21 protein-coding genes are annotated in these 21,774 nt (G+C 66.6%); 15 read left to right on the top strand and 6 right to left on the bottom strand.

Translation table 11 applies throughout. From position 1 onward, the window contains the following. Positions 1-2: 2 nt before the first annotated feature. The 5 genes from ACXAD2_RS21065 (at position 3) to ACXAD2_RS21045 (ending at position 3,749) form a co-directional block, all read left to right on the top strand. Positions 3-299, top strand: coding sequence for a HypC/HybG/HupF family hydrogenase formation chaperone (locus ACXAD2_RS21065; protein ID WP_164178940.1), 297 nt, complete (start codon positions 3-5; stop codon positions 297-299). Next, complete coding sequence (hypD, locus tag ACXAD2_RS21060; RefSeq protein ID WP_475174235.1) at positions 296-1,435, top strand: hydrogenase formation protein HypD; 1,140 nt, start codon at positions 296-298, stop codon at positions 1,433-1,435. Before ACXAD2_RS21065 ends, hypD begins: the two co-directional genes overlap by 4 nt. A gap of 35 nt (positions 1,436-1,470) precedes the next feature. Beyond that, positions 1,471-2,529, top strand: a complete 1,059-nt coding sequence (gene hypE / locus ACXAD2_RS21055; RefSeq protein WP_475174233.1) for a hydrogenase expression/formation protein HypE — start codon at positions 1,471-1,473, stop codon at positions 2,527-2,529. Positions 2,530-2,616: 87 nt separating this feature from the next. Further along, a complete protein-coding gene (locus ACXAD2_RS21050; protein WP_475174232.1) occupies positions 2,617-3,213 on the top strand; it encodes a helix-turn-helix domain-containing protein in 597 nt (198 codons plus the stop codon). After that, positions 3,210-3,749 (top strand): N-acetyltransferase family protein, encoded by a 540-nt coding sequence (locus ACXAD2_RS21045; protein ID WP_475174230.1) that lies wholly within the window; start codon positions 3,210-3,212, stop codon positions 3,747-3,749. The genes ACXAD2_RS21050 and ACXAD2_RS21045 overlap by 4 nt, the downstream gene beginning before the upstream one ends. 3 nt (positions 3,750-3,752) lie before the next feature. On the opposite strand, the gene ACXAD2_RS21040 is transcribed toward ACXAD2_RS21045, so the two are convergent. Together ACXAD2_RS21040 and ACXAD2_RS21035 are read right to left on the bottom strand one after the other, a co-directional pair. Then, entirely contained in the window at positions 3,753-4,607 is an 855-nt protein-coding gene (locus ACXAD2_RS21040; protein ID WP_475174224.1) for a sulfotransferase family protein, read from the bottom strand. A gap of 123 nt (positions 4,608-4,730) precedes the next feature. Next, complete coding sequence (locus ACXAD2_RS21035; RefSeq protein WP_475174221.1) at positions 4,731-6,104, bottom strand: L-serine ammonia-lyase; 1,374 nt, start codon at positions 6,102-6,104, stop codon at positions 4,731-4,733. 203 nt (positions 6,105-6,307) lie between these two features. On the opposite strand from ACXAD2_RS21035, the gene rpiA reads away from it, so the two are divergent. From rpiA to ACXAD2_RS21005, 6 genes are all read left to right on the top strand, one after another. Continuing rightward, complete coding sequence (gene rpiA / locus ACXAD2_RS21030; RefSeq protein WP_164178947.1) at positions 6,308-7,072, top strand: ribose-5-phosphate isomerase RpiA; 765 nt, start codon at positions 6,308-6,310, stop codon at positions 7,070-7,072. Between the two features lie 259 nt (positions 7,073-7,331). After that, positions 7,332-8,789, top strand: coding sequence for an FAD-dependent oxidoreductase (locus ACXAD2_RS21025; protein ID WP_066101214.1), 1,458 nt, complete (start codon positions 7,332-7,334; stop codon positions 8,787-8,789). 62 nt (positions 8,790-8,851) lie between these two features. After that, complete coding sequence (hflK, locus tag ACXAD2_RS21020) at positions 8,852-10,006, top strand: FtsH protease activity modulator HflK (RefSeq protein ID WP_066101211.1); 1,155 nt, start codon at positions 8,852-8,854, stop codon at positions 10,004-10,006. 1 nt (position 10,007) lies between these two features. Continuing rightward, a complete protein-coding gene (hflC, locus tag ACXAD2_RS21015) occupies positions 10,008-11,024 on the top strand; it encodes a protease modulator HflC (RefSeq protein ID WP_475174216.1) in 1,017 nt (338 codons plus the stop codon). Then, positions 11,021-11,212 (top strand): DUF2065 domain-containing protein, encoded by a 192-nt coding sequence (locus ACXAD2_RS21010; protein WP_475174213.1) that lies wholly within the window; start codon positions 11,021-11,023, stop codon positions 11,210-11,212. The genes hflC and ACXAD2_RS21010 overlap by 4 nt, the downstream gene beginning before the upstream one ends. 276 nt (positions 11,213-11,488) lie before the next feature. Next, on the top strand, positions 11,489-12,892 hold the full coding sequence (locus ACXAD2_RS21005; protein WP_475174996.1) for a DegQ family serine endoprotease: 1,404 nt from the start codon (positions 11,489-11,491) through the stop codon (positions 12,890-12,892). Positions 12,893-13,063: 171 nt separating this feature from the next. Here ACXAD2_RS21005 and ACXAD2_RS21000 read toward each other — a convergent pair whose 3' ends face one another. Beyond that, a complete protein-coding gene (locus ACXAD2_RS21000) occupies positions 13,064-13,825 on the bottom strand; it encodes an IclR family transcriptional regulator (protein ID WP_475174210.1) in 762 nt (253 codons plus the stop codon). Positions 13,826-13,945: 120 nt separating this feature from the next. Here ACXAD2_RS21000 and ACXAD2_RS20995 point away from each other — a divergent pair, with 120 nt between their 5' ends. The 4 genes from ACXAD2_RS20995 to ACXAD2_RS20980 all read left to right on the top strand — a co-directional run bounded on the left by ACXAD2_RS20995 (position 13,946) and on the right by ACXAD2_RS20980 (position 17,364). Further along, on the top strand, positions 13,946-14,653 hold the full coding sequence (locus ACXAD2_RS20995; RefSeq protein ID WP_066101203.1) for a 3-oxoacid CoA-transferase subunit A: 708 nt from the start codon (positions 13,946-13,948) through the stop codon (positions 14,651-14,653). A gap of 8 nt (positions 14,654-14,661) precedes the next feature. Further along, entirely contained in the window at positions 14,662-15,345 is a 684-nt protein-coding gene (locus tag ACXAD2_RS20990; RefSeq protein ID WP_475174207.1) for a 3-oxoacid CoA-transferase subunit B, read from the top strand. Between the two features lies 1 nt (position 15,346). Continuing rightward, complete coding sequence (gene pcaF, locus ACXAD2_RS20985; protein ID WP_224902473.1) at positions 15,347-16,540, top strand: 3-oxoadipyl-CoA thiolase; 1,194 nt, start codon at positions 15,347-15,349, stop codon at positions 16,538-16,540. A 242-nt stretch (positions 16,541-16,782) separates the two neighbouring features. Continuing rightward, positions 16,783-17,364 (top strand): hypothetical protein, encoded by a 582-nt coding sequence (locus ACXAD2_RS20980; protein WP_475174204.1) that lies wholly within the window; start codon positions 16,783-16,785, stop codon positions 17,362-17,364. Between the two features lie 29 nt (positions 17,365-17,393). Here the strand turns inward: ACXAD2_RS20980 and ACXAD2_RS20975 are convergent, their stop codons facing one another. The 3 genes from ACXAD2_RS20975 to ACXAD2_RS20965 all read right to left on the bottom strand — a co-directional run bounded on the left by ACXAD2_RS20975 (position 17,394) and on the right by ACXAD2_RS20965 (position 21,730). Next, entirely contained in the window at positions 17,394-19,385 is a 1,992-nt protein-coding gene (locus ACXAD2_RS20975) for a glycosyltransferase family 2 protein (protein ID WP_475174202.1), read from the bottom strand. 1 nt (position 19,386) lies between these two features. Then, the gene (locus ACXAD2_RS20970; protein WP_475174197.1) at positions 19,387-20,565 is read right to left on the bottom strand and encodes an HlyD family secretion protein; all 1,179 of its coding nucleotides are present in this window, start codon (positions 20,563-20,565) and stop codon (positions 19,387-19,389) included. A gap of 139 nt (positions 20,566-20,704) precedes the next feature. Further along, complete coding sequence (locus ACXAD2_RS20965) at positions 20,705-21,730, bottom strand: family 8 glycosyl hydrolase (protein WP_475174195.1); 1,026 nt, start codon at positions 21,728-21,730, stop codon at positions 20,705-20,707. Positions 21,731-21,774 lie beyond the last annotated feature (44 nt).

Raw genomic sequence — 21,774 nt, 5'->3', positions numbered from 1 at the left:
CCATGTGTCTGGGCATTCCGGGACAGATCGTCTCGATCACCGATGCGGGCCGCCAGATGGGCATGGCCGAGGTTTCGGGCGTGCGCCGCGAGGTCTCGCTCGCGCCCGTCGCTGACCGTCCGCTCGAGGCGCTGGTGGGCGAATGGGTGCTGATCCACGTCGGTTTCGCCATGGCGGTGATCGACGAACATGAGGCGCAGGAGACGCTGATCGCCTTGCGCGAACTGGGTGAGGCGCAGGAGGCGCTGGAGCAGATGGCCGAGGGCGACAGGGCTCTCGCGGGGGAGGGCACGGCATGAGATACGTTCAGGAGTTTCGCGACCCCAAGGCCGCGCAGGGCGTGCTGCGGGCCATCGCGGCGGTCTGCACCGAGATCGGCTGCACCGCCGACGACCCGCTGCGCATCATGGAGATCTGCGGCGGCCACACCCATGCGATCTTTCGCTACGGGCTCGACAAGCTGGTGCCTGCGGGCATCGAGTTCATCCACGGCCCCGGCTGCCCGGTCTGCGTGCTGCCTATGGCGCGCGTCGACGATTGCGTCGAGATCGCCGAACAGCCCGGCGTGATCTTCTGCACCTTCGGCGACGCGATGCGGGTGCCCGGCACGCGCAAGTCGCTGCTGCAGGCCAAGGCCGACGGTGCCGACATCCGCATGGTCTACTCGCCGCTCGACGCGCTGGAACTGGCGCGGCGCAACCCGGACCGCGAGGTGGTCTTTTTCGGCCTCGGCTTCGAGACCACCACCCCGTCGACCGCGCTCACCCTGCAACAGGCGAAGCGCGAGGAGATCGGCAATTTCTCGGTCTTCTGCAACCACATCACCGTGCCGCCGCCGATCCGTGCGCTGCTGGAAGACCCGCATATGATCCTCGACGGGTTTGTCGGGCCGGGGCATGTGAGCATGGTCACCGGCATCCACTGCTATGATTTCGTGGCCGAAGAGTTCAACAAGCCCATCGTCGTCGCGGGGTTCGAGCCGCTCGATCTGCTGCAGTCGGTGCTGATGGTGCTGCGGCAGATCGCCGAGGGCCGGGCCGAGGTCGAGAACCAATACGCCCGCGTCGTGCCCGAGCATGGCAACCCGGTGAGCCTTGCGGCCATCGCCGATGTCTACGAGCCGCGCCCCAGCTTCGAATGGCGCGGCCTTGGCGAGATCGACGCCTCGGGGCTGCGCATCCGCGACGGCTATCGTGCGTGGGACACCGAGGCCAAATTCGGCATCGGCTACGGCGCACGCCCCAAGAGCGAAGAACCCGAAGGCTGCGCCTGCGGTGCGGTGATGACCGGGCGGATGAAGCCCGTCGCCTGTCCGCAGTTCGGCAGAGGCTGCACCCCCGATACGCCGCTTGGGGCGCTGATGGTCTCGTCCGAGGGCGCCTGCGCGGCCTATTGGACCTATGGCGGCGCGCGTGCCGTCGCGGCGGCGGAATAAGGGCGGCACCGCCCGATCATGAAGGAGGCTCAGCCATGAACGCCCTCACTCCCGAACCCTCGCGCCAACCCTCACGCCTGCGCGGCGACCGGGTCACGCTGGCCCATGGCGGCGGCGGAAAGGCCATGCGCGATCTCATCGACGAGGTCTTCACCTCGGTCTTCGAGCCCGCCGGGACCGAGGATCAGGCGCGGCTGATGCATGGCCCGCTGCAGGCCCCCGGCGCGCAACTGGCCTTCACCACCGACAGTTTCGTGGTGACCCCGGTGGAATTTCCCGGCGGCGACATCGGCAAGCTGGCGGTTTGCGGCACGGTCAATGATCTGGCGGTGGGCGGCGCCCAGCCGCTCTGGCTCTCGGCGGCCTTCATCATCGAAGAGGGCTGCGAAATCGCGCTCTTGCGCCGGGTGGTGGCCTCGATGGCGCGTGAGGCGGCGAGCGCGGGCGTGCGCATCGTCACCGGCGACACCAAGGTTGTCGAGAAGGGATCCTGCGACACGCTCTTCATCACCACCTCGGGCGTCGGGGTGATCCCGGCAGGGCGCGACATGGCGGCGGCCAATATCCGGCCCGGCGACGCGGTGCTGGTCAACGGCGTGCTCGGCGATCACGGCGCGACCATCCTTGCCGCGCGGGGCGATCTGGCGTTGTCGTCGCCCATCGAAAGCGACTGCCAGTCGCTGAATGGGCTGATCGAGGCGGTGCTCGCCGCTGCCCCCGATGCCCGCGCCTGCCGCGACGCCACGCGCGGCGGGCTGGCCTCGGCGCTCAATGAGATGGCGGCGGAGGCGGGGGTGACCGTCACGCTCGAAGACGCCGATCTGCCGATCCGCGACGAGGTGCGCGGGATGTGCGAGCTTCTGGGGCTTGATCCGCTCTATCTGGCCAATGAGGGCACGCTGGTGATGTTCGTACCGGCAAAGCAAGCCGAGGCGGCGCTTGCGGCGATGCGCGCGCGGCCCAAGGGGCAGGGCGCGGCGATCATCGGATATGCCGCCGCGGCAGGGCCGATCCCGGTGGTCTGCCGCACCGCCTTTGGCGGCACGCGGATCGTCGACATGCTGGTCGGAGAGCAACTGCCGCGCATCTGCTGAGATGCGTGCCACCGCTGCGGGGCTTGCCATAACGCGCAAATTCGGGAATCTTTCTCTTATCAGAGATGGATTCCCGGAGCCGATCCCATGCCCGATGCAGCAACCCTGTCCCCGCCCGATGACCTGTCAGGCTTTGCCGCGCGGCTTGCCCGCCGTCTTGCCGCGCTGCGCGGCGAGCGCGGGCTGACGCTGGACCAACTGGCCGAGCAGAGCGGCGTGTCGCGCGCCGCGCTCTCGCGGTTCGAGAAGGGCGAGACCAGCCCCACCGCCGAGGTTCTGGGCAAGCTCTGCCTCGCCTATGGGCTCAGCATGTCGCGGCTGATGGCGATGGTCGAAGAGGGGTTCACCGCGCATGTGTCCGCCGCCGAACAGCCGGTCTGGGAGGATGCCGAGACCGGCTTCACCCGCCGCGTGGTCTCGCCCGGCGCAACCGGGCTCGCCGCCGAGATGCTGCATTGCACGCTGACGCCGGGGGCAGAGATCGCCTATGACGCCTCGCCGGTGCCGGGGCTGGAGCATCACCTGCATCTGCTGTCGGGCAAGCTGCGGGTCGAGGTCGAAGGCGCGGCGCATGAGATGGCGGCGGGGGACACGCTGCGCTACCGGCTCGAGGGCGCCAGCCGCTTCATCGCGCTGAGCAAGAAAAAGCCCGCGGACTATGTGCTTGTGCTGGTGACGCCATGAGCGATGTGACCACCGGGGTGGAGATCCGGGCGCTGGGGCTGGCAGAGGCGCAGCGCCATCTGGCCGATCTCGCCGAGGTCTTGCAGGCCTGCGTCGCCGATGGTGCCAGCGTCGGCTTCGTGATGCCCTTTTCGCTGGCCGAGGCAGAGGGGTTCTGGCGCGGCCTGCTGCCCGAGGTCGGCACTGGCGGGCGTCTGCTCTTTGGCGCGTTCCTTGAGGGGCGTCTGGTCGGGACCGGATCGCTTGTGCCCGCGGGGATGCCGAACCAGACCCACCGCGCCGAAGTGTCGAAGTTGCTGGTGCACCCGGCGTTCCGCCGACGGGGCATCGCACGGGCGCTGATGCAGGCGCTGCTGGAGCGGTCCAAGCAGATGGGCCGCGATCTGGTGACGCTGGACACCCGCAGTGGCGACGCCGCGCAGCATCTCTATTCCAGTTGCGGCTTTCTGCCCGCGGGAGAAATTCCCGAATATGCGCTTGCGCCCGAGGGCGGCGCGCGGCGCGATGCGACGCTGTTCATGTACCGGCTGGGCTGAGCCTCAGCCGGTCGGCGTCGACCAGCTTTCCAGCGCCAGCCCGGTCATCCTGCGCAGCGGCGCATGTTCCGACAGATAGCGCCCCGCCAAGGCCCGGCGGGTGCGCTCGCTGAGCGCTGGCGCGGGAGTTGTGCGCCCGGGCAGGGCGCGGTCGAGCAGGCGCTGCACGGTTCCGGGCTGGGATGGCTCTGGCGCGGCGGCGGGGGCGAGGTCAATCGCGGCGGGCGCGAGCCCGAGGTGGGCGCACAGCTGCTCCCAAACCTTGGCGGGCGTCTCGCGCAGCGCCTCATAGCTCAGGAACAGGATCTGCTCGCGCGGGAAGGCGTCGAGATAGCGCTGAAGCTGCGTCACGTAGTGGCTTTGTTGCGCGTAGCCGTGCCACGCGCTCCAGCCGCTGGCGAGGCGCTGCGGCTCGGCGGCCAGCGCCTCTTCGAAGCTGGGGCTGGGGTCGAGCCCTTGAACGCGGTAATCCGCATAATGCGCGAAGGCGCGGGCCACCGGGTCGCGCAGGGTGATGACGATCCGCGCGTCGGGACGGGCCTCGGCGATGCGGCTGGCGGCCTCGCAATGGGCAAGGTAGCAGGGCGAGGCATCGCCGCGCATCGCCGCGCCGCGCCCGGCGTACAGTGCGAGGTACTCCGCCGCATCGGTCACCGCGGTTGCCATCTGGTCGCGGTCGTAGGGACCGGCGGTCGGACGCGGATCATTGCTCGTATGGGCAAAGTATCTCGGCGCGCGGTTCTCGGGCAGAAAGACCTCCGGGTGCTGGGCCAGCCAAGTGCCCAGCGTCTCGGTCCCGGCTTTCGCCGCGCCGACGAGGTAGAATTCCGGGTAGTCTCTCGACGAAGAGCGTGCCATGGAAACCGTCGCTAAAAACATGCGTATCACAGCATGTTATGGTGCGGCGGGCGCTCTCGTCCGCTCCGGCGGCGGACAGGCGGAGGGGGCAAGCGGATGCCCCACTAATCCGTTCGGAGAGGGTCAGCAGTTGGGCACGTTCACCGCCAGCCCGCCAAGCGAGGTTTCCTTGTACTCATGGCCCATGTCGCGCCCGGTCTGGCGCATCGTCTCGATACAGGCGTCGAGCGAGACAAGATGCGTGCCGTCGCCGCGCATCGACAGCGAGGCGGCAGAGACCGCCTTGATCGCGCCCAGCCCGTTGCGCTCGATGCAGGGCACCTGCACGAGGCCCTTCACCGGATCGCAGGTCATCCCGAGGTGATGCTCCAGCGCGATCTCGGCGGCGTTTTCGATCTGTGCAGGCGTGCCGCCCATGACGGCGCAGAGCCCGGCGGCGGCCATGGCCGAGGCGCTGCCCACCTCGGCCTGACAGCCCGCCTCGGCGCCAGAGATCGAGGCGTTGTATTTCACCAGCCCACCGATCGCCGCCGCGGTCAGCAGGAACTCTGGGATGCGCGAGGAGGTGGCGCCGGGCACGAAGTCGAGCCAGTAGCGCAACACCGCAGGCACCACGCCCGCCGCGCCATTGGTGGGCGCGGTGACCACCTGTCCGCCAGCGGCGTTCTCTTCGTTGACCGCCATGGCGTAGCAGCTCATCCAGTCGTTGATCACATGCGGCGCGGTGAGATTGCGGCCACGCTCGGCCTGCAGCTGCTCGTGGATATTGCCCGCGCGGCGTTTCACATTCAGCCCGCCGGGCAGGATGCCGCCGCCCTCGAGCCCGCGTTCGAGACAGCCCATCATCACCTCTGAGATGCGCAGCAGCCCGGCATCAAGCTCGGCGGCGGGGCGGCGCGACAGTTCGTTGCGGCGCTTCATCTCCGCGATGCCGAGGCCCGAGGTCGCGGCCATCTGAAGCATTTCGGCGGCACTCTTGAAAGGGTAGGGAACGGCGGGGCCGTGGTCCTTGTCCTCGCCCGAGCTCAGCTCGTCTTCGGTCAGCACGAAGCCACCGCCGACGGAATAATAGGTCTCCTGCGCGATCACGTCGCCCTGCGCGTCGGTGGCCATCAGGATCATGCCGTTGGCATGGCCGGGCAGATTGCGGTCGTAGTCGAAGCGCAGGTCCTTGGCGGGGTCGAACTTCAGCGGTGCCAGCCCCTCGGGATGCACCATGCCGGTTTCATTGATCTCCGCCAGCGCGGCCTCGGCGGCCTCGGCATCGAAGGTTTCGGGCAGGAAGCCCGCCAGCCCGAGGATGGTCGCGCGGTCGGTGGCATGGCCGACGCCGGTAAACGCCAGCGAGCCATGCAGCGAGCCGCGCAGCCCATGGGCGGCGAAAGGCGCGGCGCGCAGCCGGTCGAGAAAGCGCCCGGCCGCGACCATCGGCCCCATCGTGTGCGAAGACGACGGGCCGATCCCGACCTTGAACATCTCGAAGACGGACAGAAACATGCAAAAACCTCGGTTGGCGTTGGGCTATTTGCGGCGACCCTATCCTCTGGCGCGGCGATGTCACCCGCGGAAAGCGGCATTCCGCCGGGGAAAAACGCTGCGGCGCCAAGCGCGGGCCTGCCTTGGCGGGGATTTTGGCTATCGCCCGCGGGTGCGATCTTTCCTATAAGCGCCCCCGATATCACAAGAGGGGAGTCGCGGCGATGTCCGACCAGCTTTCGGCCAGCGATCTGGCCAAATTCGTATGCGCCCGCCGTGCGGCGGATTTCGTCGAGGACGGCATGCGCGTCGGTCTCGGCACCGGCTCCACCGCCGCTTGGCTGGTGCGCAGCCTTGGCAAGCGGGTGCGCGAGGACGGGCTGAAAATCCGTGCCGTGCCGACCTCCAGCCGCACCGCGGAACTGGCCCGTCAGGTGGGCATCGAGGTGATCAGCCTCGACGAGGCCGGCTGGCTCGATCTGACCATCGACGGTGCCGATGAGTTCGATCCCGCGCTGAACCTGATCAAGGGCGGCGGCGGCGCGCATCTGCAAGAGAAGATCGTCGCCTGCGCCTCCGACCGCATGGTGGTGATCGCCGATGCGGCCAAGGATGTGGCGACGCTGGGCGCCTTCCCGCTGCCGCTCGAGGTGATCCCCTTCGGCGGCGCCTCGACCCGCAAACTGGTCGAGCGCGCGCTTGCGGACATGGATGTAGACGGCCGCGAAACCACCCTGCGCATGGCGGGCGAGCAGCCCTTCATCACCGATGAGGGCAACCATGTGCTCGACCTGCACCTGAAGCGCATCGGCGATCCGCGCGCGCTGTCGCTGGCGATCAACCAGATCCCCGGCGTGGTGGAGAACGGCCTCTTCCTCGGCATCTGCGACACGGTGGTGATCGGCCATGCCGATGGCCGCGCCGAGCTGCGTGGCGGCGAAGCGGGCGAGAGCACGGTTGATCTCAGCGAGGCTCAGACCCTGCTCTGAGCCCCGCGCCCGGAGCGACACCAACCGGGCCGACAGCAAAAAGGCAGGCCGCCCATGGAACATCCGTGGGCGGCCTTTCATCTTTCCACAAATACTCCGGGGGCGCGGGGGCTGGCCCCCGCCTCGGCGCCTGACCTCTGCCCGCAGAGCGCGCACCGCGCACGGCACCGCGGCCATCCGGCCCGGTCGCTCTGGTCATCCGCCCGGCTCTGTGGTCTACCTCCCGCCGACAGAAAACAAGGCGACCCAGAGGCGACCCATGAGCGATTTTGACTTTGATCTCTTTGTGATCGGCGGCGGTTCGGGCGGCGTGCGTGCGGCCCGCGTTGCGGCGGGCGAGACCGGCGCCAAAGTGGCCCTCGCCGAAGAGGACCGCTATGGCGGCACCTGCGTCATCCGGGGCTGCGTTCCCAAGAAACTGATGGTCTTCGCGTCCGAATACGGCACGGTTGCCGAGGACGCCAAGGGCTATGGCTGGGACATCGCGGAGGGCAGCTTCAATTGGGGCAGCTTCCGCGAGCGGCTCAACAACGAGTTGGACCGGCTCGAAGGCATCTACCGCAACCTGCTGAAGAACTCGGGTGTCACCTCCTATGATGCGCGGGCCAAGGTGAAGGACGCGCATACGGTCGAGCTGTCGACCGGCGAGACGATCACCGCCAAGCACATCCTCGTCGCCACCGGCGGCCGCCCGATGCGCCCCGAGATCCCCAATGCCGAGCTGGGTCTGGTGTCGGACGACATCTTCCACCTCGAGGACCTGCCGAGCTCGATCCTGATCGTCGGCGGCGGCTATATCGCCTGCGAGTTCGCCTGCATCCTCAACGGGCTCGGCGTCGAGGTGACGCAATATTACCGCGGCGCGCAGGTTCTGCGCGGCTTTGACGAGCAGGCCCGCGGCCTGATCGCCGAGAGCATGGTGGAAAACGGCGTGCAGCTGCATTGCGGCACCGACATCGTCGAGATGCGCCTCGCCACCGCCGAGGATCTCGAAGAGCATGAGATCGCTGGCGTTCCGATGGGCGCGCGGATGCAGGAGATGCTGGCCGATCACAGCGGCGGCAAGCCCGGCGACGGCCCGGTCTGGGTCAAGGCCTCGAACGGCGACGTGAAGGTCTTCGACAAGGTGTTCTTTGCCACCGGACGTCTGCCCAACACCGACGACATGGGTCTTGAAGAGGCTGGCGTGAAGCTGGGCCGCAAGGGCGAGATTCTGGTGGATGACTACAGCGCCACGGATGTGCCCTCGATCTACGCCATCGGCGATGTCACCGACCGGGTGAACCTCACCCCGGTGGCGATCCGCGAGGGCATGGCCTTCGTCGAGACGGTGTTCAAGGACAACCCCACCAAGGTCGATCACGAGCTGATCCCCTCGGCGGTCTTCACCCAGCCGGAGTTCGGCACGGTGGGCCTGTCCGAGGAAGAGGCGGCCGAGCAGGAGCCGATCGAGGTCTATGCCACCTCGTTCCGCCCGATGCAGACCGCCTTTGCCGGTCGGCCCGACCGGGTGATGATGAAGCTGGTCGTCTCGAAGGAGACCCGCAAGGTGCTGGGCTGCCATATCGTCGCACCCAACGCCGGGGAAATGATCCAGCTGGCGGGGATTGCCGTAAAGATGGGGGCGACGAAAGAGGATTTCGATCGTACCGTGGCAGTGCACCCGACCATGTCGGAAGAGATCGTGACGCTGAAGTCCCCGGTGCGCACCGCTTGAATTCGCGGTGAAAATGCACAGGTAGGGGAACACACAGACGTGAGTGAGAGGGAAGGAACCTAATGGCAGGACACGGCGGCGGCCCCTGGGGCGGCGGTGGCAATCAGGGTGGCGGCAGGCCGCCCAGCGGTGGCGGAGGCAACAACAACGGTGGCCGACGTCCCGAGGATCCGCAGATCCCCGAGATCGACGAGCTGATGAAGAAGGGCCAGGAGCGGCTGCGCGTGCTGATGGGCGGGCGCGGCGGCAACAACGGCGGGCGCACCGGTGGCACCGGCGGCGGCTCGGGCGGGCCCAAGTTCAACCGCAGCACCGTGGCCCTGATCGCGCTGGTCGCGGTTGGTGTCTGGGGTTGGATGAGCTTCTACACCGTCCGGCCCGAAGAACAGTCGGTGGAGCTTTTCCTCGGCAAATATTCCTCGACCGGCAATCCCGGCCTGAACTTCGCGCCTTGGCCCTTCGTCACCCATGAGGTGGTGAATGTGACCTCGGAGCGGACCGAGACGATCGGCAACGGGCGTGATTCGGCGGACAGCCTGATGCTGACCACCGATGCCAACATCGTCGACATCGAGTTTCAGGTGGTCTGGAACATCAACGATCCGGCGAAACTGCTGTTCAACATCCGCGACCCGCAGCTGACCGTGCAGGCGGTCTCTGAGGCGACGATGCGCGAGATCATCGCGGCCAGCAACCTCGCCCCCATCCTCAACCGCGATCGCGGCATCATTGCCGACACCGCGCGCGAAGAGATTCAGGCGACGCTGGACGAGTACGAAAGCGGCATCAACATCGTGCGGATCAACCTCGACACCGCCGATCCGCCCCGCGAGGTGATCGACGCTTTCCGCGAGGTGCAGGCCGCCGAGCAGGAGCGTGACCGTCTCGAACGTCAGGCCGATGCCTACGCCAACCGCGTGGTCGCCGAGGCCCGGGGTGAAGCGGCGCAGATCCGCGAAGAGGCCGAGGGCTATCGTGCGCAAGTGGTCAACGAGGCGCTGGGTGAAGCCAGCCGCTTCTCTGCCGTGCGCGAGGAATATGCCAAGGCCCCCGAGGTCACCCGCCGCCGTCTCTACCTCGAGACGATGGAGAACGTGCTGGGCGGGGTCGACAAGACCATCCTCGACGAGGGCGTGACCGGCGAGGGCGGCGTTGTGCCTTACCTGCCGCTCAACGAGCTGAACCGCAGCCGAACCACCACAGAGGGAGGTAACTGACATGCGCAAGTCGACTTATGTGCTGCCGGTGATCGTCGTTCTGGCGGTGATCGCCCTCTCGTCGATCTTCGTGGTGGACGAGCGCGAGAAGGCTCTCGTGCTGCAGTTCGGCCAGATCAAATCGGTGAAGGAAGAGCCCGGGCTCGCCTTCAAAGTGCCGCTGATCCAGGAAGTGGTGAAATACGACGACCGCATCCTGTCGCTCGACACCGACACCATCGAGGTGACGCCGTCGGATGACCGCCGCCTCGTTGTGGACGCCTTCGCGCGCTACCGCATCGCCGATGTGGTGCGCTTCCGTCAGGCCGTGGGCGTGGGCGGTCTGCGCACCGCCGAGGACCGCCTGTCGGGCATCCTCAATGCGCAGATCCGCGAAGTTCTGGGTGCCGATCAGGTGACCTCGGACGTGATCCTGTCCGAAGACCGTCGCGGGCTGACCAACCGCATCCGCGACCAGGCACGCCAACAAGCGCTGTCGCTGGGCCTTGATGTGGTGGACGTGCGTCTCAAGCAGACCAACCTGCCGTCGCAGAACCTCGAGGCGACCTTCGCCCGGATGCGCGCCGAGCGGGAACGGGAAGCCGCCGACGAGATCGCCCGTGGTAACGAGGCCGCGCAGCGCGTGCGCGCGCTGGCCGACCGGACCGTGGTCGAGACGCAATCGGAAGCCAACCGCGATGCCGACATCATCCGCGGTGAGGCCGACGCCGAAAGCAACGGCATCTATGCCGAGGCCTATGGCGCCGATCCCGAGTTCTTTGGCTTCTACCGGTCGCTGCAGGCTTACCGCAAAGCGCTGCCGGGCGAGAATTCCTCGATCGTCATGACCCCGACCGGCGAGTTCTTCGACTATTTCCGCAATCAGGGTGAGGCCGCTCCGGCACCGCTCGCGGAAAGCTCGGAAGAGGGCGAGGATTCCGCTGCGGCGGCGCCCGCGGCCCCCGCTGCTTCGGGCGGCACGGCCAGCGGTTCTTCCACCAGTGGAAGCGCCAACACCGGCGCCACCGCCACCGAGTGAGCGGCACCGACATACTGACGGGGATCGCTCTGGTTCTCGTGATCGAGGGGCTGGTGTACGCACTGGCCCCTTCGCTTGTGGAGCGCATGCTCGAGGCGCTGCGCGACATGCCGCTGGAGATGCGCAGGTTTCTGGGGCTTGCGACGCTGGTGACCGGGGTACTGCTGCTGTGGATCGCGCGCCGCTGAGCGGGCATGCGCCGAGCGCGCCGGCGGCGCGCCGCCGAAATTTTCACTGCCCTGTCACATGGGCTTGAAACCTTGAAACCTTTTCTTTGGTGGCCGCCCAAAGCACCTATGTTACGCTTGTTCATGAGGAGGCAGCGCGCCGCGTGGGGCACCGCGCTCAAGACCGCGATCAAGGCTGCCGAACAGAAGGAGTTCCCTGTGAAACCACAAAATCTTGCAGTGACGGAGGGTGCGAGCCCGGTGCGGCTGTTCTGGCTCGCCACGATCTCCGCATTCATGATCGTCTCGCAGTCGCTGATGGCGCAGGCGCAGAGCGCGCCTGACAGCTTCTCGGGACTGGCCGAGCGCGTCAGCCCCTCGGTCGTCAATATCACCACCTCGACGATGGTCGCGGGGCGCACCGGCCCGCAGGGTATCGTTCCCGAAGGCTCGCCCTTCGAGGATTTCTTCCGCGAGTTTCAGGACCGCAACGGCAATGGCCCCGAAGGCGACCGCCCGCGCCGCTCTTCGGCGCTCGGCTCGGGCTTTGTGGTGTCGGAAGACGGCTATATCGTCACCAACAACCACGTCATCGAAGGCGCGGATGAGATCACCATCGAGTTCTTCTCCGGCAAGGAACTGGACGCAAAGCTGGTCGGCACCGACCCCAACACCGATATCGCGCTGCTGAAGGTGGACGCGGACGAGCCGCTGCCGTTCGTCAAGTTCGGCAACTCCGACGACAGCAAGGTCGGCGACTGGGTTATGGCCATGGGCAACCCGCTGGGGCAGGGCTTCTCGGTTTCGGCCGGGATCGTTTCGGCCCGCAACCGCGCGCTCTCGGGCTCCTATGACGATTACATCCAGACCGACGCGGCGATCAACCGCGGCAACTCGGGCGGCCCGCTGTTCAACATGAACGGCGATGTGATCGGGGTGAACACCGCGATCCTCTCGCCCAACGGTGGCTCGATCGGCATCGGCTTCTCGATGGCCTCGAATGTGGTGACCAAAGTGGTCGACCAGCTCAAGCAATACGGTGAGACCCGCCGCGGCTGGCTCGGCGTGCGCATTCAGGACGTCACCCCGGACATGGCCGAGGCGCTTGGCCTCGACAGCGCCGAGGGTGCGATGGTCTCGGATGTGCCCGATGGTCCGGCCAAGGATGCAGGCATGAAGGCGGGCGACGTGATCGTCTCCTTCGACGGCAAATCGGTCTCCGACACGCGCCAACTGGTGCGGATCGTCGGCAACACCGAGGTCGGCAAATCGGTCCGCGTGGTGGTCAACCGCAACGGCAACACAGAAACGCTGCTGGTGACCCTCGGCCGCCGTGAGGAAACCGAGACCGCCGTGCCTGCCTCGCAACAGCAGGACGGCGCCGAAGAGCCCGCAACCAAGGACCTGATGGGCCTCACCCTGTCGCCGCTCACCGCCGAGCTGCGCAGCGAACTGGGCCTGCAGGACAGCGCCAAGGGTCTTGCGGTCACCGATGTCGATCCCGCTGCCGAAGCCTATGAGAAGGGCCTGCGCGCCGGGGACGTGATCACCGAAGCCGGTCAGACCGAGGTGCTGAGCCTCAATGACCTCGAGGATCGCATCACCGAAGCCAAGGACGCCGGACGCAAGTCGATCCTGCTGCTGGTGCGCCGCGGTGGGGATCCGCGCTTCGTGGCCCTGAGCCTCGACACGGACGAGTGAGCCACTAGGTTCCACAGGCCAAGCTCATGAAAACGGGGCGGGGGGAAACCCTCGCCCCTTTTCTTGTAGAGCACCTGTCTGTTGAGACCTTTGGCCTTCATTGTTCTGCAAATACGCAGTCGGGACCTGCCGCCCGCGCCTAAGCCGCGTATTTTAGGAACAATGAAAGGCTCAGGGCAGCACCCGGCGCAGGCCCGCCTGCACCTTGAGGAGGGCGGGCAGATAGTCTTGCGCCAGATCCTCCGGCTCTGCCTGCATGGCGGGCAGGCCGGTGTTCAGCGCGGCCACCACCTTGCCATGCGCGTTGTAGAGCGGCACCGCGATCGAGCGCAGGCCCATCTCCACCTCTTGATCAATAATGGCGAACCCCTGCGCGCGGGACTGGGTGATGCGGGCGATGATCTCTTCGGGGTCGGTCAGCGATCGCGGCGTGCGCGGGGTGAGGTCGGAGCGGTCGAGCAGGGCGCGCATCTCCGTCTCGGGCAGGGCGGCGAGCAGCACCCGGCCCATGGAGGTGCAATGGGCTGGCAGGCGCGAGCCGGGCATCAGACCGATGCTCATCACTTTGCGTTGCGCGGCGCGGGCGAGGTAGACGATCTCCGTCTCGTCGAGGATCGACACCGAGCTTGACTGATGGATCTGTTCCGACAGCTGATCGAGCCAGGGCTGCACCAGCTGCGGCAGGGGCAGGGCGGCGAGCGCCCCCATGCCGAGGCGCAGCACCCGCGGGGTGAGCTGGAAGAATTTCCCGTCGTAATCGGCGTAGCCCAGCCGGTGCAGCGTGAGCAGGCAGCGCCGCGCGGTGGCGCGGTCGAGGCCGGTCATCTCGGCCACCTGCGCGATCGACAGGCGCGGGGTTTCGGCGCGGAAGCACTCGATCACCTGCAGGCCCTTCGCCAGCGAGGCGATGTAATCGGTCGGTTTGTTCAACATGCGCACGATCTGCGGCGTTATCTGAACAAATGTCAACATGCGCACGAAACCCATAGCCCCTGTTACCCGCAGGTCATATTTCCCTTTCCGAGGGCGATCCGCGCCCACAGGAGGATTTTCATGGATAAGAGCATCGCCAGCGCCGCGGAGGCCGTTTCGGTCATTCCCGATGGCGCCACCGTGATGATCGGCGGCTTCGGTGGCTCCGGCGCGCCGATCGAGCTGATCCACGCGCTGATCGACCACGGCGCCAAAGACCTGACCGTCGTCAACAACAACGCCGGCAATGGCCACGTCGGCCTTGCCGCGCTGATCGAACAGAAGCGGGTGAAGAAGCTGATCTGCTCCTTCCCGCGCTCGGCGGACCCGCGGGTCTTCACCGAGGCGTATCTGGCCGGAGAGATCGAGCTTGAGATCGTGCCGCAGGGCACGCTCGCCGAGCGTATCCGGGCGGGCGGCGCGGGCATTCCGGCCTTCTACACCGCCACCAGCTACGGCACCGAACTGGCCGAGGGAAAGCCGGTCGAGGAATTCGAGGGCAAGCACTACGTCCGCGAGCGCTGGCTGAAGGCGGATTACGCGCTGATCAAGGCCGAGCTGGCCGATCCGCATGGCAACCTGACCTACCGGATGGCGGCGCGCAACTTCAACCCGGTGATGGCCATGGCCGCGACCCACACCATCGCGCAGGCCTCGCAGATCGTCCCGCTGGGCGGCATCGACCCCGAACATGTCATCACACCCGGCATCTTTGTCGGCTCGGTGGTCGAGGTGGCAAAGCCCGCACAGGAAGAAGAGCTGAACCGGGCGGAGGCCGTTTACCCATGAGTGATACCATGACCGACATTTCCGCCATCAAACTGAGCAACGCCCAAATCGCATGGCGCGCCGCGCAGGACATCGAGGATGGCGCTTACGTCAACCTCGGCATCGGCTTCCCGGAGATGGTTGCCAAGTTCCAGCCCGAGGGCAAACAGGCGATCTTCCACACCGAGAATGGCGTGCTGGACTTCGGCAAGGCACCCGAGCCCGGAGAGGAAGACTGGGATTGCATCAACGCCGGCAAGAAGGCGATCACCATCAAGCCCGGCACCGCCTTTTTCCACCATGCCGACAGCTTCGCCATGGTGCGCGGCGGCCATCTCGACGTGGCCATCCTTGGGGCCTATGAGATCGCGCAGAACGGCGACCTCGCCAACTGGTCCACCGGCAAAGGCGGCGTGCCTGCCGTCGGCGGCGCGATGGATCTGGTGCAGAGCGCCAAGCGCGTGGCGGTGCTGACCGACCATGTCACCAAGAAGGGCGATCCCAAGCTGGTGGCCAGCTGCTCGCTGCCGCTGACCGGAGTGGGCTGCGTGACGCGCATTTACACCTCGCTGGCGGTGGTCGACGTGGAGGGCGGTAAATTCGTCCTGCGCGAGAAGATCCCCGCCATCTCCTTCGACGAGCTGCAGGCCCTGACCGGCGCGCCGCTGCATGTCGAGGGCGAGGTTGCCGACCTGATCTGCCCGGAGCTCTGAGATGACCGACGCCTATATCTGTTCCTACATCCGCACGCCGATCGGTCGCTTCGGCGGCGCGCTCTCGTCGGTGCGCGCGGATGATCTCGGGGCCATTCCGCTGAAGGCGCTGATGGCCAAGCACGACATCGACTGGGCGGCGGTGGACGAGGTTTACTTCGGCTGCGCCAACCAGGCGGGCGAAGACAACCGCAACGTGGCGCGCATGTCGTCGCTGCTGGCAGGACTGCCGGTGACGGTGCCGGGCACCACGCTCAACCGCCTCTGCGGCTCGGGCATGGATGCGATCATCGCCGCGGCGCGCGCCATCAAGGCGGGCGAAATCGAGCTTGCGATCGCGGGCGGCGTCGAGAGCATGAGCCGCGCGCCCTTCGTGATGCCGAAGGCGTCCTCGGCCTTCTCGCGCAATGCCGAGATCTACGACACCACCATCGGCTGGCGCTTCGTCAACAAGCTGATGAAGGCGCAATACGGCGTCGATAGCATGCCCGAGACCGGCGAGAACGTGGCCGAGCAGTTCGGCATCTCGCGCGAGGATCAGGACGCCTTTGCCATGCGCTCGCAGGAAAAGGCGGCGGCGGCGCAGGCCAATGGCCGTCTCGCGCAGGAGATCACCCCGGTGACCATCCCGCAGCGCAAGGGCGATCCGCTGGTGGTGGAGGCCGACGAGCACCCGCGCCAGACCTCGCTCGAAAAACTCGCCAAGCTGCCGACGCCGTTCCGCGAGGGCGGCTCGGTCACCGCGGGCAACGCCTCGGGCGTGAACGACGGGGCCGCGGCGCTGATCGTCGCCTCGGAAGCGGCGGTGAAGGCGCATGGGCTGACCCCGATCGCGCGTATCGTTGGCGGGGCCACCGCAGGCGTCGAGCCGCGCATCATGGGCTTTGGCCCGGCACCGGCGTCGAAGAAGCTGATGGCGCGGCTTGGTCTGACGCAGGACGCCTTCGATGTGATCGAACTGAACGAGGCGTTTGCCTCGCAGGGCATCGCCACGTTGCGCGATCTGGGCATTGCCGATGACGACCCGCGGGTGAACCCCAACGGCGGCGCCATCGCGCTTGGCCACCCGCTTGGCATGTCGGGCGCGCGCATCACCGGCACCGCCGCGCTGGAGCTGAAGCCCGGCCAGAAGGCGCTGGCCACCATGTGCATCGGTGTGGGGCAGGGCATTGCCATCGCGCTTGAAGGCGCGTGAGCGGCAGCTGAGCGATCTGCTCTGCAAGGGCATGTCAGGGGCGGGGGGCAACCTCCGCCCTTTTTGCGTCAAAAGCTGGGTGGCGGAAACATGCCGCTATGTCAGGGATTAATGTCTCGATAATGACACGGCGTGACCTGCGCTTGGCCGGGCCACTTGCATCAGCCTGCCTGCGTTGCGAACCCTAGGTCAACCCGGGTGACCCTCCGGCGGGCAGACAATCAACAAAAATGGAACCGAACATGACGACCTCTGGCTTTCTCGCTACGGCCGGTCTTGCGGCATCTCTGGCCTTGGCGGCGCTTCCGGCCGCGGCGGACGGCACTTTCGTGCAGATAGAACAGGCGCAAAGCACCTCTGGCGCGGTGCTGGCGGTGAACCGCGACAAGCTGAACTACGGCGCGGTGGTGAGCCATTGGGACGGCGGCTATTCGGTTGTCGGCAGCCTCACCTACGGGTTCGACACGCCGATCGACGCCAGCTTCAAGATCGGCCCGGCGGTGGGCGGCGTCTACAAGGACGGCGAAGAAGACCTGTATGAGCTGGGGGTGCGCGCCTCGCTGGACCGCTGGATGCCCACGTCTTTCGGCTCGTTCTACTATCTGGGTGAGCTCAACAGCATCGAAAACAGTTGGTTCGGGCTGGTCTCATTCGGCTGGGGCGACAGCGGTTTCAACACCGAGTTCTCGCGCGGCGGCAGTGACAGCTATCTCGACACGACCTTCGCGGTGAACAAGCACTACGACGGGCCGGTGAGCCTGCGTGCAGGCTATCGCTTCAACTCTGAAGAGTTCTTCATCGGCTTTTCGGTCAACACGTTCTAAGCGCTAAGCATCTAAAACCGCGTGGCGCGTCAGCCGGGCAGACCGAAGCTGATGCGCCGCGCGATATCTGCAATCACCGCCGAGGTGCGGGTGCTGACGATGCCCGGCGCGTCGCCCTCCGCGTAGAAGCGTACAAACAGCGCCTCGCGCTGCTCTGGCGTCGGTTCCAGCTTCAGGCGCGCGCCGTCGGTGGTGGTGGCGATCACATAGGCCTCGAGATCGCCAACGTCGGGCAGATGCAGGATGCCGCGTGTCTGCAGTGGATAAAGGTTTCCGCGCAGCCGCGCCGTATCGAGCGTGAGCGACGACAGCCACAGCGCGTCGCTGCGGCCATTGGCGGTGAAGCTCACCCGTTCGGGCTTGTCGGCGATATGGGATTCGGCGCGGGGCAGTTCGATGCAGGTGAAGCAGGTCACGGTCAGCACGGCCATATTGTAGACCGTCCAGAAGACGATCACCCATTTGCCGTCGCCCGCATCATTGTAGGCGAAATTATCGTCGAAGATGCCGAGGCAAAGGCCAACCACGCTCAGCACAAGGCAGATCGCGAAGGGCGCCATCAGCCGCCATTGCACCACCACCTTCGAGCGGTCGCCGCCTTTGGCGGTGACCGAGAACTTGTGCCCCTTGGGGCGGAATAGCCCGGTATAGGCGGCGCGGGTGATCGGGATCGAGCCGATGAGCTGGCTGACGTCATGCATGACCGGGATCATCAACCCGCGCGACAGCAGGTTCATCACCATGGTGACCCAGACGTAATAGGGGCCGAAATAGATCAGTACATCGGCCAGCTGCGCATCGACAACGGTGATGTTGAAGAACCAGTAGAGCAGCGGAAAGACGATGGCGGCGAGGCGGAAGGGGAAGCTGGTGGCCCAGAAGAACACCGAGTCGATGACGCTCCAGCGGTCGCGGATGCGCAGCTTGGCCTTGCTGAACGGCCCTACGGACGAGCGGGCGATCTGCATCAGGCCAAGGCACCAGCGGGCGCGCTGGGTGATGTATTCGGCGATGCCTTCGGGGGCGAGCCCCTCGGTCAGCGGCTCGTTGAGATAGACGGTCTTCCAGCCGATGGTCTGCAGCGCGACGGTGAGCATGAAATCCTCGGTCACGCTTTCCGTCGGGAAACCGCCCAACTCACGCAGCGCGTCCCAGCGGCTGATCGAAGAGGTGCCGCAGCAGATCGCCGTGCCCCATGCATCGCGCGAGCATTGCATGTGGTCGAAGAAGAACCGCTGCTCGTCAGGATAAGAGGCGCTGAGCCCGAGGTTGTGCTGGATCGGGTCGGCGTTGAAGAAGTGCTGCGGCGTCTGCACCAGCCCCACGGTAGGGTCATGAAACAGCGCCAGAGAGCGCGAGAGGAAGCCCCGGTGCGGCACGAAATCCGCATCGAGCACCGCGCAGAAGTCCGGCGGCACCGGGTCTTCGGCCAGTCGGTCCAGCGCGTGGTTGATGTTGCCCGCCTTCGAGCCCTTGTTGTCGGGCCGCCGCATATAGCGCACGTTCTGCGCTGCGCAGTAGTCGCGCAGCCAGTCGCGGCGGTTGTCGTCGAGGACGATGATCTCTTTGTTGGCGTGCCGCAGCGATTTGGCGCCGATGATGGTGCGCTCGAGGATCTCGCGGTCCTCGTTGTAGGTGGCGATCATCACCGCAACCTTGGGCTCTTTGTCGCCCCACCACGCGGCGTGTTCGTCGGCCTCATCGCTGCGCTGCTTGTGGCGGGCGAGGATGACGAAGGCGCTGAGCGAGCCGACCAGCGTGGCCAGTTCCAGCCCGTAGAGCGCGTAGCTGAAGAAGGCGCTGGCGCTGAACTCCAGCGGCGCCAAGGTCTCGGTGCCGCGCCACCATGCGTAGCGCGCGGCAAGGATGAAGGCGATGGTGAAGAGGATACTGCGGTCGCGGGTGCGGTAGGGGTCGACGATGAACGGCAGAATCAGCCCGATGCCCGCCACCAAGAGCAGATAGGCGCTGCTCGACCCCAACTCGCCGAGATGGGGGAACGGAGCGAGATCAGGGTTCATCTCAGTCGAACCAGCCGCGGAAGATGTCCAGCGGACGCCCGTCAAAGAAGGCCCGGCCGGTGCGGCCCACGGCGCAGCCGATCTCGGGGTCGGCGTTGAGCGAGGGCACCAGCAGCGTCACGTCATAGCGTTCGAGGTGCTTGGCGCTCGGCGCGACGGCGAGGTTGGCGTAGATCGTGCGCGCGCCGCTGCCTGCAAGGCGGCCGACCGTGGCGGGATAGAGATGCGACTGTCCGGTGAAGCGGAAGCTGGCGTCCTGCCCGACGCGCAAGGTGTTGAACGTGCGCTCGGTCACCGAAAGGGTGATCATGCTGCGGCTGCAATCGACGAGGCGCAGAATTGGATCGCCGCGCTGCACGGTCACGGCATCGGCCTGCAGCGTCTCCCAGAACAGCATGCCCTCGGCGGGGGTGCGCAGTTCGGCGCGCGACTGTCGGCCAAGGCGCTGGCGGGCGCGGGTCATGCGGCGCTCGATCGCGGTGCGGTGCGCCTCGGCTTCGGTAAGCGCGGTGCTCAGGCTTGCAAGTTCGTCGTCGATCTGCGCCATGCGCTGTCCGGCATAGGGCGCGTCGTTGTAGCCGTCGCCCAGATAGACCCCCTCGCGCGCGGTGGCGAGTTCGATCTCCAGCGTCTCGACGCGCTCGCGGGCATGCGAAAGCGCCAGCGCGCGGGTCACCGGCTCGCCGGGGCGGCGGCTGTCTTCGACGGTCACGCCATCGGCCAGCGAGGCGGCGGCGCTGCCGGTGCTTTCGTCCGATGTCTCGAGCAATGCAACGCGCTCGCGCGCCTCTTTCAACCGTGCTTCGATCTCTTCGATGCGGGCGGTGTGAAAGCGTTCGGCGCGGGCTTTGAGGTCGGCGCGCGCCTTCTTCTTCTGCTCGATGTCGTCCTCGAGGCGGGCAAAGGTGGCGCCGGCGCTGTCGGCCTCCAGTTGCAGATCATACAGCCGGACGGAATCGGCGAGCGGATCGTTGACCGTGGCCAAAAGCTCGTTCTGCGCAAGCCGCGCGCCAAGCGCATGGCCCTGCATTTCCAGCGTGCCTGCGACGGGCGCACGCAGCGTTACCACTGGCGCGTTGACAGTGGCGTTGGCGCTGGCGGCGGTCATCTGTTCGCCGACGATCACCCACAGCGTGGCAAGGATCGCGGCGATGCCGATGATGAGGCGGGTATATTTCATGTGCTGCTCGCGGTGGTTTGCCCGTTTTCGGGGAGTTTCTGCGCGACGCAGCGGGAGTTCAAGCCATTGGCCGACAAAAGTTTACGTGGGGAGGCCCCTCGGTAAACTTTTCGTAACGATTAAGGCCGGAACTGGGCCCTCAGCAGCTTCCGCGCTCTCGGATGGCCACATTTGCCAAAAGCTGCAGGGTGGCTGGGTAGTAGGTCTGCGCGGAATCCTGACGCGTCGCCGGGGGCAGGGGCGCGCAGCGGGCCAGCGCGGCGATGGCGCGATAGCCCGCGCTGTCGGAGACCGCGCGCACCTTACCTGCGGGTCCAAGCGCGACCGCGACCTTGCCGCCGGGGCCTGCGGCGTCGAAACCTGCGAGCGCCGAGGCGACGGCGGGATGCGCGGTGCGGCCCGACCAGGTGAGGTAAAGCGGGATGCGAATGGCGTCATAGCTCGAGCGCAGCTCATGTTCCTGCGGCGCGTCAAAGCCGGTCTCGGTAATATCGATCCAATCCGGCAGCACCGGCTCGCGCGCCAGTTCGGCGAGCAGTGTCTCGCCATGGTCGGCGGCGCGGATCAGCTTGGGCTCTCCGGCAGCCTCGCCAAGCTCGCGCAGCGCGCGGGGCATGATGTAGGACGGGTTAAAGAGCACCCGGTCAGGGGCCATGCGTGCCTCGGCGCCGGGCTTTAGGATAAGCTCTTGCGGCGCGCGCGGGTCGGGCGCGAGGCACAGTCGGGCGATGTCGCGGGTGATGGCCATGGCAGTGTCGTAATATTCATGCCAGCCGCTGTCGCGCGCCGCTCGCAGCAGCGCCCAAGCGCGGAAGAGATCGCCGTCGGTGGCATTGTGCCAATCTTTGATATTGTCGCGGCGGCGGGGAATCCATTGCCACGCCATGAGCCGGTCTTCGCGGATCGCGAGATTATGCGCCGTCCACTCTTCAATATGCCGGAAACTGCGTGCGTCGCCATTGGCCTGCGCCAAAAGCAAGGCATAGCCCTGACCTTCGGAATGGCTCGTGCCGCCCTGCAGATCGTCGATCACCCGCCCGTCGGGCTGCATGAAGCGCGCGCGCCACAGCCGCCAGCATTGCTCGGAACTGGATTTGGCGGTCGCTGCCGGGGCGGCGCTGCAGGTCATAGCGGTGAGCCCTGCGAGAAAATTGCGTCTATCCATAACTGCTCGATCAAATTGCGGCATGTTTCAGCTTCTGCGCTCGT

Source organism: Salipiger sp. ABN3_019, assembly GCF_056158605.1.
Note: the sequence above shows the minus strand (reverse complement) of the source record. Positions and strands in the feature narration are given on the sequence as shown.